The sequence below is a fragment of the Streptomyces sp. PKA51 genome (assembly GCF_057552455.1).
The window spans coordinates 22033-33688 of sequence record NZ_BAAJPZ010000025.1; the positions used below are offsets into that span (position 1 = coordinate 22033).

At 72.4% G+C, this 11656-nt stretch carries 9 protein-coding genes; all 9 read right to left on the reverse strand.

Going from position 1 to position 11656, the window contains the following annotated elements; translation table 11 throughout:
- Positions 1–16: 16 nt before the first annotated feature.
- The 9 genes from fxsT to AC27L3_RS26430 all read right to left on the reverse strand — a co-directional run bounded on the left by fxsT (position 17) and on the right by AC27L3_RS26430 (position 11655).
- Entirely contained in the window at positions 17–3262 is a 3246-nt protein-coding gene (gene fxsT / locus AC27L3_RS26390; RefSeq protein WP_487236560.1) for an FxSxx-COOH system tetratricopeptide repeat protein, read from the reverse strand.
- A gap of 152 nt (positions 3263–3414) precedes the next feature.
- Complete coding sequence (locus AC27L3_RS26395; protein WP_487236561.1) at positions 3415–3888, reverse strand: hypothetical protein; 474 nt, start codon at positions 3886–3888, stop codon at positions 3415–3417.
- Positions 3889–4036: 148 nt separating this feature from the next.
- On the reverse strand, positions 4037–5542 hold the full coding sequence (locus AC27L3_RS26400) for an amino acid permease (protein ID WP_487236605.1): 1506 nt from the start codon (positions 5540–5542) through the stop codon (positions 4037–4039).
- A gap of 233 nt (positions 5543–5775) precedes the next feature.
- Complete coding sequence (locus tag AC27L3_RS26405) at positions 5776–6111, reverse strand: hypothetical protein (protein WP_487236562.1); 336 nt, start codon at positions 6109–6111, stop codon at positions 5776–5778.
- 97 nt (positions 6112–6208) lie between these two features.
- Positions 6209–6829 carry a TetR/AcrR family transcriptional regulator gene (locus tag AC27L3_RS26410; protein WP_487236563.1) on the reverse strand — a complete coding sequence of 207 codons (621 nt, stop codon included), beginning with the start codon at positions 6827–6829 and terminating at the stop codon, positions 6209–6211.
- A gap of 25 nt (positions 6830–6854) precedes the next feature.
- Positions 6855–7964: a redoxin domain-containing protein gene (locus AC27L3_RS26415; protein WP_487236564.1), complete on the reverse strand. Its 1110-nt coding sequence runs from the start codon at positions 7962–7964 to the stop codon at positions 6855–6857.
- Positions 7965–8039: 75 nt separating this feature from the next.
- A complete protein-coding gene (locus AC27L3_RS26420) occupies positions 8040–9296 on the reverse strand; it encodes an FAD-dependent monooxygenase (protein ID WP_487236565.1) in 1257 nt (418 codons plus the stop codon).
- Positions 9293–10627 carry a cytochrome P450 gene (locus AC27L3_RS26425; RefSeq protein WP_487236566.1) on the reverse strand — a complete coding sequence of 445 codons (1335 nt, stop codon included), beginning with the start codon at positions 10625–10627 and terminating at the stop codon, positions 9293–9295. Before AC27L3_RS26425 ends, AC27L3_RS26420 begins: the two co-directional genes overlap by 4 nt.
- Positions 10624–11655 (reverse strand): polyprenyl synthetase family protein, encoded by a 1032-nt coding sequence (locus tag AC27L3_RS26430; protein ID WP_487236567.1) that lies wholly within the window; start codon positions 11653–11655, stop codon positions 10624–10626. Before AC27L3_RS26430 ends, AC27L3_RS26425 begins: the two co-directional genes overlap by 4 nt.
- Position 11656: the final 1 nt, after the last annotated feature.

Below are 11656 nucleotides of genomic sequence, written 5' to 3' on the forward strand. Positions count from 1 at the left end.
CGCTTCGCAGACGGCATCACCCGGCGGTGGGCATCGCGCGGCCGGAGCGTTCGGCTTTCGCGTGCTGGTCCAGCAGCTTGCTGTACGTGGTGGACGGGGGCGCCGAGCCGCTTCGGCGCAGGGCGTCCCGGAAGGCTCGGGTGGCCCCGGTGACGTAGTGGTCGGGACCCAGGACGCGTAGGCAGTCGTCGACGAGCGCGGCGAAGGCGGCGAGGCCGTCGGCCGGAGTGCGGTCGCGCCGGGTCCGCGCCTCGGCCAGGCAGCCGCGGAGCATCAGCGAGCCGAAGTGGTCGGGGCCCCACAGCCGCCGGGCCGCCGGCAGAAGGTCTTCGTACGCGGTGACCGACCCGGCGAAGTCGTCGCTGTCCGCGAGCAGTTTGGCATAGGTGGCACGGACGGGAAGGGTCTCGACGTGGTCGGGCGGCATGAGGCGCTGGTAGTCGCGGATCAGCTCGCGGCACTCCTCGGCCGCTCCGGCGGGGTCGCCCGCCTCCGCCCGGCACTCGAGAAGGCGGCCGCGCAGGTCGAGCGTACGCGGATGGTCGGAGCCCAGGGCGCGCGTAGAGTCGGCGATCAGCTCTTGATAGACCGGGAGCATCGTGTCCGCCTCCGCGTCGTGGGAGCGGCAGTCGGCAAGGGCGCTGCGCAGCCGGAGGGTGTCCGGGTGGTCCGGGCCCAGCATCCGGCTGCGCACGGTGATCAGGTCCTCGTATGCCGTAAGTGCCGCGGCAGTGTCGCCCATGGCGTGCAGCTTCTCCGCAAGGAGCTCATGAGCGCTCAGCGTCTCCGGGTGGTGTGGGCCGAGTACCCGGGCCATGTCCACCAGCAGGTCGCGGAGGTCGGCGACTGCCGTGGAGTGGTCGCCTGCCTGGCCGCGCCAGTCGGCCAGTTGCGTGCGGGTCGCCAGGGTGAGGGGGTGCTCGGGGCCAAGAGCCCGTCGGCAGTCGGCGAGCAGCACGGCGCACTCCTCGGCTGCCCGGCCCGGGTCGCCGATGACGCCCTCGATACTGACGAGGATGCCACGGTGGAACAGCACCTGGGGATGGTCGGGGCTCCAGACTGCGCGCAGGGTGGCGATCATCTCCTTCAGGGCCTCGGCGGCGGCGACCGGATCGCTCTCCGCAAGACCGTGCTGCCACGTCCGACGGAGGCCGCGGTGGCTGATGACCAGCGGGTGATCGGGCCCGAATGTCTGCTCCAGCAAGCGGGCCGCCTCATCCATGCCGGCCGGTGCCGCGGTGGTGTCGCCCGCCTTGTCGCGCAGCAGTCCCAGGCAGAAGCGGGCACGGGAAACGTCGAAGTGATGGGCGCCCAGGATCCGTACGGCGTCGTCGATCAGGTCCGCGAGGTCGGCGGCGGCTCCGGCCGGGTCTCCGGCGGCGGCACGCCACTCGGCCAGTTCTTGCCGCACCACCAGGGTGCGGTGGTCGTCACGGCCGAACGCCGCCAGGTGCTCCTCCAGCAGCTCTTCGCATCGCTCGCGAGCCCCGGCAGGGTCGCCCGCCTGACCCTCCAGGCGCGCGAGCTCGATGCGTACGTCCAGGGTCATGTCGTCGAGGGGGCCGAGGTACGTCCGGCAGTCGCCGAGCAGCTCCGTGTACAGCGCGGCGGCGCGCGGCGCGTCTCCCTTGTCACCGTGCAGGGAGGCGATCCGGGAGCGGACCGAGAGAGTGAGGCGATCGTGCGGGCCGTGGATGCGCCGGTGGTCGGCGAGCAGTTCTTCGTAGTCGGCCAGCGCACCGGCCAGGTCGCCCCCGCCGGCGCGGGCGGCGGCACGTTCGCCGCGGGCGTCGAGAGTGGTGAGGGCGTCCGGACCCGCCAGGCGGGCGCTGTCCGCGGCCAGCTCCGTGTACGCCGCCACGGCCTCTTCGGGGCGTGCGGTGAACTTCAGGAAACGGAGGGAGTTGCTGCGGCAGGTGAGGGTTCGGGGGTGGCCGGCGCCGTACTTGTGCGCGGAGGTGGCCGCGAGCTGCCGGTAGTGGTCGTCCGATGCCTGGTAGAACCCCGCACGGGCGAGGCTCTGGCCGATCCGGAGCAGGACCTCGTGCACATCGTGCTCCGACCACAGCAGGTGCTCGTCATGGGATCGCAGCGCCTCGGCGTTGGCGCGGAGCCGCTGGCCGGTGGCGAAGTCACCGTCCGTCTTCGGCCATGCCTGGAGCAGAGCGTCGGCCGCCGTCCGGACGGTCCGGGCCAGCAGGTCCGGCGGAAGCTGCTCGCGCACACTGCGCTGCACCAGCCCGTGGACCTGAACGGGCCGGCCCGGCTCGTAGGTGACCAGGCTGAGCCGGTGCAGGGCGTGCAGCGCGCCTGCAGCGTCCTCGCTCGTCGCGGGGGCCGGTTGCCGGGTGAGGTGGGTGCGATGGCGGGTGAGGTGGGTGAGGGCGGGTCGGCCGGTCAGGACCTCGGTGGGGATGCCGTTGGGGTCGAGCGTCGCGGCGAGTTGGAGCATGGGGCGGGCCAGGCCGGCGGGGCGGAGCCGGTCGGCGTGTTCGATGGACAGGGACCAGGTGGCCGCCACGGTGGCGCTCTGGTCGTCGGGCAGGGCGCTGGAGTCGGGGAGCAGGTCGGCCAGTTTCCTGAGCCGGTCGGCCAGCAGACGACGGTAGCGAGCGCAAGTGACGGCGGTGTCGATGAGGTAGGCGGCGGCCTGGGCGAGCGCGAGGGGCAGGTGTCCGAGGTCGTCGGCCAGGGCGCCGATGTCCTGCGCGGGATCGGTACGGCCGTGGGCGGCGAGTACGGCGGTGAGGTAGGCGCGCGCCTCCCCTGGCGTGAACATGCCGATGTGGACGAGCCGTCGGCTCTGCCCGCTGAGGGCGGCCTCACGACGGCGGGTGGTGACCAGGGTGCGGCCGTGCCCGCCGGGCGGCCACAGGCCGCGCAGGTCGGCCGGGTCGGCGAGGTCGTCCAGGACCACCAGCCACCGGCACGGCTCCTGCCCGCGCTTGGGCTCCAGCCAGGCCAGGAACGCGCGTGCGGCCAGCTCCGGGTCGCTGGGGTCGGTCGCGAGTATCTCGATGGCGGCCTGGGCGTATCCGGCCACGATCGCCTGACGGCTGGTCGCGCTGATCCACACCAGCACGTCCACGCTGCCGCTCTCCCAGGCGGTGCGAGCGTAGTCGGCGGCCAGCTGGGTCTTGCCCACGCCGCCGGTCCCGGCCAGCACCTGGCTGAGGACCGCGGTGCCCCCGGAGTCGACCGCTGCGCGCAGGTGGCCGGCTTCGGCGCGGTTCTGGAAGGACTGGGCGCGGGCCGGGATCACGCCGCTCTGATGTGGCCAGGTAGCCGGTGTGCGGGGCGCGGCGTGGTGGTGGACCTGCCCGACGTAGCCGAACGCGACGCCGCCCCGGTCGGCGAAGACACTGGTGATGCGGTGTACCGACGCGCTCGTGCTCGTGCCGTCTCCGGGTTCGCTCAGCGGCCCTGCGGACCCGGCCGGGAAGGGTTTCCCAGCGTCACATCCCCTTGAACCATGCCGGCCGCGAAGGACCCGTTGTCGGCTCCGACGTGCAGGTTCCCGCCGATGGCCAGCCCGCCGTCCGCCGCCGACACCCCACCGGGCGCGCGGGACGCGCGGGAGGCATCGCTGAGGGTCTGCACCTGCTCCACCGCACGGCTCAACGCCTCGCCGAAGCCGGGATCCTCCTCGACGGCGTCCTCCAGCGCGAGTCGCACCCGCTGCCGGGTGCGGTCACCGACCTCGTCCCGCTCCGCTTCCTCGGCGAGTCGGCGCAGTGCCGGATCGTCGCCGAGCCTGCTGCCGACCAGGCTGTGGAGCTCGTCCATCGCGGTGTCGAGCGCACGATCGACCTCTTCATCGGCCCGGCCGGCCACCCGCTTCGCCTTACCGACCATCCAGGCCAACACATAGCCGACCGCGATCTCCACGCCCGTCATCCGCACCCCCGTCATCGTTCCCGACCCCACATCAGACCGTACTCCTGACCGCCAGGGAAGATGCCGATTCAGCCGTGAAAGGTGTTGCGGGACAGGCCGGTGAGGCCGGTGGCGCAGTAGTGGGACAAGCGGCCGGTCCTCAGACGGTCTCTTCCTCGAGTTCGGCGGTCTCGCGGGCGGTGTCGTGGGTGGGGGTGTCGTAGGAGCGTCGGCCGGCTGTGTGCCACCAGATGGTGGCCAGCAGCAGGACTGCAGCCAGGGCGACGGGGGCGTAGTTGAAGGTGTCGACCGTGACGGGGTAGGTCTGGGGCAGGAGGAAGAGCACGGTCACGAAGGCCACCCAGAGCACGGCCACCCAGCCGATGATCGGGCCCCATGTGCCGAGGGTCCATGGGCCGGGACGGAAGGTACGCCGGTTGCGCAGGCGCAGGTAGATGGGGATGGCGTAGGCGGGGGTGATGCCGATGACGTTGATGGCGGTGACCGCGCCGTAGGCGGTGGAGCTGTACAGGGAGGGGGCCGCGAGGACGGCGGCGACGGCGACGGAGAGCCATACGGCGTGGACGGGTGTGCGGGTGCGGTCGGAGACCTGGCGCCACCGGCGTGATCCTGGCAGGGCGCCGTCGCGGGAGAAGGCGAAGACCATGCGGGAGCATGCGGCAACTGCGGCGTTGCCGCAGAAGAGCTGCGCGGTGATCACGATCAGGAGCAGGGCCTTCGCGCCGCCGGTGCCGAGAGCGTCGAGGAAGATCTGCGCGGGTGGTACGCCGGTGCCGGTGGTCTGGGTGCCGGCGTAGTCCTGGATGGCGAAGGTGAGGCCGGTGAGCAGGATGCCGCCGGCGAGCCAGGACCAGGCGATGGCGTGGACGATGCCGCGGGCGGCGTTGACTTGTGCGCCGGTGGTCTCTTCCGAGAGGTGTGCGGAGGCGTCGTAGCCGCTGAAGGTGTACTGGGCCAGGAGCAGGCCGATGAGGACGACGTACCAGTGGGAGCTCCAGCCGGTGTCGTTGACGAAGGTGCCGAAGACGAAGGAGGCCGGCTGGTGGTGTGCGGGTACCGCCCACAGGACGCCGACGATGACGGCGACGCCGGTGAGGTGCCACCAGACGCTGAGGGAGTTGAGGATGCTCACGAGGCGGACGCCGAAGAGGTTGAGCAGGCCGTGCAGGAGAAGGATGCACAGGTAGATGGTCATGGTTGTGGCGGGGGTCGGCTGGAAGCCCCATTGGAGGTTGGCGAACGCGCCGGTGAACAGGGCGGCTCCGTAGTCGATGCCGGCGATGGCTCCCAGCAGGCCGAGCAGGTTGAGCCAGCCGGTGTACCAGCCCCATTTCTTCGAGCCGAGCTGATCGGCCATGTAGTACAGGGCGCCGGAGGTGGGGTATGCGCTGGTGACCTCGGCCAGGCCTGCGCCGACGAACATGACCATGGCGCCGACGACGACCCAGCCCCACACCATGACCGCGGGGCCGCCCGTGTTCAGCCCGAAGCCGTAGAGCGTCATGCAGCCGGACAGGACGGAAATCACGGAGAAGCTGATGGCGAAGTTGCCGAACGGGCCCATGCGCCGGGTGAGCACCGGCTTGTAGCCGAGGGTGCGCAATAACGCGTCGTCGCGCAGGTCTTGTTGCTGCCGGCTGTCCACGGGGTGTCGTCGGCCACGGATGGGCACGGAGGACCTCCAACGAGTTGGCGGGGCGAGGCAACGCGCGTGCGTTTGGCTACGCTCGTGTCACATGGCCAGTGTGGTGATCCCGCTGCGGGCACGCACGAAGGCGATCTCGGCCAGAAGGCGGTAGCTGCCGGCTCCGGATGGTGACGATCGTCCAGCGATGTGGCCCCAGGGCTGCAAGGCCGCGTGAGGTCGCTCCGGACGTCTCAGGGATGAGCGATGAACCCCGCGGATCGGTCGAGCCGGAAAGGGGAACCGGCTCGGGTTGGTTCCCAGCCTTGCTCTCGGGCTTCTCGAATACTGGCAACAACGTGGGCCGGCAGAATCGGATCCGCCTCGGCGCCCACCCAGTTGCCGGGATGAGCCCGGTTGCTGGTCACGATCAAGGTCGTCCCCGACCGGTTGTCGAGGACCGCCTCGACCGCGTAGGTCAACGGTGTCCAGCAGAGCCCCTGCATGTAGGTGGGCTTCCTGCGGATCCGCCAGCGGTACTCGATCCCGTCAACAGTGATGCGCCGGGACCCCTTCTTGTTCAGCGCCATCGTTCCCCCCGGTTGCGGTGGGAGTGTAGCGCCCTGCAACCGCCCCCTAGGCCGGCGACGGGATGGCCGGGACGGGTTGGCGTCGGCGGTCTGCTGGTCAGGGGAGGAATGCCTCCACCGCTGCCCGGGTCAGCGTTCGGAACCGTGCTTCTCCCAGCGCGCCGGGGAAGTGTCCGCCGCGTTCGAGGCTGATCACACCGTGGGCCGCCGCCCAGAGGGTGTCGGTGATTTCGTCGGCGTCCGCATCGCTGCGGAAGACGCCGGACTCGATGCAGTCGCGGGCGGCTGCGCGGAGCACGTCCAGGCTGGCGGTGGCCGCGGCGCGGGAGTCCTCGTCGGGGACGAAGCCGGGGATGGCCTCGCCATGCATGATGCTGTAGAAGTTGGGTTCCTCCAGGGCGTTGGCGCGGTAGGCGCGACCGAGAGCGGCGAGGTACTCGGCCGGGTCGTCGCCGCGGGGCACGGCGTCCAGGCGGCGGCGCAGCCGGGCGAAGCCTTCGCGGTAGAGCGCTGCTGCGATGCCGTCCTTGGCGCCGAAGAGGCGGTAAAGGACGGTGGTCGAGCAGCCGGCGACCGCTGCCATGCGGCGCATGCTGAGCGCGGCCGGGCCTTCGGCGGCCAGCAGGCCGGCGGCGATGTCGAGCACGGCGGCGCGCACGGCCGCCTCGCCCTGGGCCTGGGCCCGGGCGAAGGCACCGGTCGGTGAGGTGGCGGGCATGGGGACGTCTTCTCCTGGAGGGGTGCTACTGCCAGTCCGGCAGCGGTCGGTAGATCGGTACGCCGGCTTCCTCCAGCGCGGCGCGCCGGGCGAAGTACGCGTCGCCCATCGGGTCCACCCCGAGCAGCGGCATGGCGCTGCGCCACGTCGTGACGTCCTCCGGTGCGAGCTCCGCTGCTTGTGCGAAATGCGCTTCGGCCGCCTCGGTGTGGCCGTGGCGCAGCAGCCACAGCGCCAGGGTGGCCTCCGTGCGGGCGCGTTGCTGTTGCGGCGTGCCGGGGCGGGTCAGTTCGGCGACCGCGTTGTCATCGAGGCCGGAGTCGCCGGTCGTCACCCAGCGGTGCAGGGCGCCGAGCGCCTTGTGTGCGTCCAGGCCGCTCATGGAGCGGAAGAGGTCGGTCGCGAACTGGGTGTCGTTGGGGCGTGCGATGCGGCCTTCCTCGTCGATCCAGACCACGGTCGGGACGTTGAGCAGCTGGTAGAGGTCCGCGACCTTGCCGTCGACATCGATCAACGCATGGTGCGTCGGCGCGGCTTCGGCGATCCAGGGCGCCGCGTCCTCGATGCGGCGGTCGACGGCGATGCTCAGCACGGACAAGCCGTCGGCGGTCAGCGCGGCATGCCGGCGTTCCCACTCCGGCAGGTCGTAGCGGCAGCCGCACCAGGAGGCCCAGAAGACGAGCGCCACCTTGCGTCCGCGCAGGTCGCTCAGCCGGTGCTCGACGCCGTTGACGTCCGGCAGCGTGAAATCGGGGGCCGTACCGCCGGTGAGGACCGCCGAGCGCTCGGCGGCCGACGCGCCGATCGCCACGACCCCTGCATCCGGCTCGATCGCCACCGGCCGGCCCAGGAGGGCGGCGAAGGCGGTGACGTCCAGCATGGCGGCGTCCGCGTCCTCGATGCCGGCGGTGGCAGCCGCGGGAATGCACAGGTCGCCGCGGCACCAGCCCTGCGGCTTGCGCGTGAAGCCCAGCGCGCGCTCGACGTCCGGGAAGGCGAGCCGGATACGGCTGTTCGCGCCGTCGTCGTCGACGGCGAGTTCGGCCTGGACCCGGGTCTCGACGTGGTCGTCCAGGACGGCCAGTTGGACGGTGGTCCGGGTGGTGTTCGTGGTCCTGATGGCAGTGCTGTGCATGGCTCCCCCTCGGCGAATAACGCTGTTATTCAACAATAACGCTGTTATTTCGTCGGGGCAACCACCCGGCAGTCCTCAGCCGGTCCGGTCGGCGCCTTCGCGGGTGGCCGTCCATGAGGGGTGGGAGTTCACCTGGGACACCGTGGCCTGGGCCAGCTTCTTGTAGGCGTGCGCAATGGCTTCGGCCTGGTCGGCGGGCAGCGGGCCGCCGTGTTCCGCGGCCCGGGCGATGATCTCCTCCGGTCCCAGGGCCCGGTTGCCCAGCACGACGGCGTTGGTCCTCGGGCGGCGCAGCCCGTCGTAGCGGCGCAGTGCGGTCACCGGATCGTGCTCGCGGGTCAGGCACCAGGCCAGGACGCGGGCGTCGACGACGGACTGCGATCCGCCGTTCATCCCCATCGGGAACATGGGGTGCGCGGCGTCGCCCAGCAGGGTGACCCGGCCGAAGCTCCAGCGGGGCAGCGGGTCGCGGTCGAGCATCGGGTACTCGAAGATCGCCGAGGAGTTCCCGACCAGGGTGGGCAGGTCGATCCAGGGCAGGTGCCAGCCCGCCAGGCCGGCGAGGGCCTCCGCCACCGGGACGCGGCGGTGCGAGCGGTCCGGCGGGGCGGCGGGTGGGGCGTGCCGTACCTCCAGGACCCAGTTCATCAGGGCGTCGCCGCCCTCGGTCGCGGGGTCCTCGATGGGGTAGGCGACGAACTTGGCGCCGGGGCTGCCGCCGGCGACGACGATCGAGCGGCCGCCGAGGATGTGCGGGTACGGCGCGACGCCGCGCCACATGTGCACGCCGTTGCCGTGGGAGGGCCCCTCGTGCGGGTGGAGTTGGGCGCGGACGGCGGAGTCGATGCCGTCGGAGCCGACCAGCAGGTCGCACTCCTCGGTCACCCGGGTGCCGCTCGCCCGGTCCAGGAAGTGGGCCCGCACGCCGTCCGCGGTCTGCTCGAAGCGCCGGAACCGCAGGCCGGTGCGGACGGCGTCCGGGCCCAGGCGCTCGCGTACGGCGGCGAGCAGCAGCAGGTGCAGGCGGCCGCGGTGGACCGAGTACTGCGGCCAGTGGTAGCCGGCGTCGACGCCGAGCGGCTCCTGCCACACGGGCACGCCGTCCCGGTCGTGGTAGCTCAGCCGCCGCGGTTGCAGCGCGACGGCGTCCAGGGCGTCGGCCAGGCCGAGTTCGGCCAGTTCCCGGGTGGCGTGGGGCAGCAGGTTGATGCCCACGCCGACCGCCTCGATGGCCCGCGCCGCCTCGCACACCCGTGGCTCGAAGCCGGCGGCGTGCAGGCTCAGGGCACTGGTCAGCCCGGCGATGCCCCCGCCCACGATGGTGATCCTCATGCGTGCGAGCCTGCCTTTCGTCGGCGCACCACGACGGGGACTCCCCGGCGGGGGCGCATGGCCATGATGCTGACCGGGGTCACCGGGGCGGAGGGTGTCAGGTCGGTCCGCCGGAGCAGTTCCACGAGGATGGTCTTGAGTTCGGCGGTGGCGAACGGTGCGCCGATGCAGCGATGGCGGCCGCCGCCGAAGGGCAGGAAGCCGGCCGGGGTCACCTCCCGGTGCAGCCGGTGGCCGCTGAACCACCGCTCGGGGACGAACCGGGAGGGCTCGGGCCAGATGCGGGGCATCCGGTGCGTCACGTACGGGCTGATCGCCAGCCGGGTGCCGGCCGGCAGCCGGTGGCCGGCGAATGCGACGTCCTGGGCCGTCACGCGCGGCAGGACGACCACGGGCGGGTGGAGGCGCAGCGCCTCCTGCACCACGCCGTCCACGTACGGGAGTTTCTCCAGCGCCTCCACGGTCACCGGCGCATCGCCCAGCACCTCCGTGACGGACTGCCGGGCCCGCTCCCAGGTTCCGGGGGTGCTCAGCGCGGCATGCACCACCCAGGCCATGGCGGCACTCGTCGTCTCGTAGCCGGCCACGATCAGGCTGATCACCTGATCCTGGATCTCGCCGTCGTCGAGCGGGCAGCGCTCGCCGTCCGCGGCCGCGAGCAGCGCGCCGAGGCCGTCGCCGTCCGGTTCCGGGTGGCGGCGCCGGTGTTCGATCTCGGTCTGGATGCGCTCGGCGACCCAGCGGCGGGCCCGTTTGGCCCGGGCGGTGAGCGGGTTGGGGATGCGGGTGAGGAAGAGCTGCAGGCCCAGGGGCAGGTCCGTGGCGTCGAGGGCGATCTGCAGCCGGGCGCCGATGGCGTCGTTCTGGGCGGCCAGCCGGGAGCCGTAGAGCGACTCGACGGTGTTGCGGCGGATCAGCGCGCGCAGTTCGCGGTAGAGGTCCACGCGCCGGCCGGTCTCCCAACGGTCCATGGTCGCGGCGGCGTTGCGGGCCATGAGGCGGACGTAGTCCTCGATGCGGCGGCGGTGGAAGGCGGGCAGCACCAGGTGGCGGCGTCTGCGGTGGCCCTCGCCGTCGCTCACCAGCAGGGCGCTCTCGCCGAGTACCGGCAGCATCACCTCGAAGGAGTCGCGCCAGGAGAACAGCTGGGGATTGGCGAAGACGAAGGAGTTGGCCTCCGGCCCGAAGAGGAAGGTCGAGCGCTGACGGCCGTAGCCGACCTCCACCACGTCGCCGTGGATGCGCTGGGCGCGCAGCATGCCGGTGAACGGGTCGGCGGCGAACCGCAGCACCTCGGCGGGCGCGAGCCGGGGAATCTCCGCAGCACTCATCCCGCCGCCTCCGCGGGTCGAGGGGTGCCGGGCGGGGTGCCGAGCAGCCGCGCCACCTCGGGCAGGAGACCGGCCAGCATCCGGCGCAGCGCTGTTGCACCGTCGGGCCGGGGCAGGTCGGCGGCCTCCAAGCACTCGAAGGCGGTCCGCAGCCGGCCGTCCGCCGTCGCGGCGGCGCGTTCCAGGGCGCCGCAGTCGCGCAGGACGGTGAGCACTTCGGCGGGCGTGTCGTCCCGGAAGGGAGCGGACAGCAGCGGGCGCAGCCGGTCGCCGGCCGTCTGCAGGCCGTAGAGGACGGGCAGGGTGTAGGTGCCGTTGCCGAGGTCCCGGCCGGCGCCTTCGCCCGGTGCGGTGAGGTCGCCGAGGTCGTTCCAGATCTGGAAGGCGACGCCGAGGTGGTGCCCGAAGGCGGCCAGGGCCCGTCGGCGGCCTTCGTCGGCGCCGGCCGCGATGGCGCCCAGGCGTGCGCTGAAGGAGAGGAGTTCGGCGGTCTTGCCGGAGACGGCGGCGAGGTAGCCGGGGACGGTGCGGTGGTGGTCGCCGCTCTCGCGGAGCTCGACGAGCTGCCCGATGCAGATCCGCCGGGCGCAGTGTGTGGCGGCCGAGGCCGCCTCCGGGCCCAGTGCGGCGGCGAGTTTGAGGGCGGAGGCGAGCAGGTAGTCGCCGAGGACCAGGGCGGCGCTGTCGCCGTAGCGCGCGTTGAGGGTGGGTACGCCGCGGCGGACTGCGGCCCGGTCGCACAGGTCGTCGTGGCAGAGGGTGGCGAGGTGGAGCAGTTCGACCGCCGCGCCCGCCGTGATGACCTGCTCACTGGCCGGGGCGCCGCCGCCGACCAGGTCGGCGGCGCCGAGCACCAGGGCGGGGCGCAGGAACTTCCCCGGGTGGCGGACCAGGTGCTGCAGTGCGTCCTCGATCGGCGGGTCGTCCAGCGTCAGCTCCTTGACGACGCGGTCGCGCACGCGCGAGAGGTCGCCGGCGAGCCGGGGGAAGTCGGGGCCCGGGGCGGGGCCGCTTCCGGCAGGGGGCATC

Bases quoted from the DNA above. Each gene is read 5' to 3' on its own strand.
- AC27L3_RS26405 (WP_487236562.1), bottom strand. From the start codon at position 6,111: ATGGCGCTGAACAAGAAGGGGTCCCGGCGCATCACTGTTGACGGGATC.
- AC27L3_RS26410 (WP_487236563.1), bottom strand. From the start codon at position 6,829: ATGCCCGCCACCTCACCGACCGGTGCCTTCGCCCGGGCCCAGGCCCAG.
- AC27L3_RS26415 (WP_487236564.1), bottom strand. From the start codon at position 7,964: ATGCACAGCACTGCCATCAGGACCACGAACACCACCCGGACCACCGTC.
- AC27L3_RS26420 (WP_487236565.1), bottom strand. From the start codon at position 9,296: ATGAGGATCACCATCGTGGGCGGGGGCATCGCCGGGCTGACCAGTGCC.
- AC27L3_RS26425 (WP_487236566.1), bottom strand. From the start codon at position 10,627: ATGAGTGCTGCGGAGATTCCCCGGCTCGCGCCCGCCGAGGTGCTGCGG.
- AC27L3_RS26430 (WP_487236567.1), bottom strand. From the start codon at position 11,655: ATGCCCCCTGCCGGAAGCGGCCCCGCCCCGGGCCCCGACTTCCCCCGG.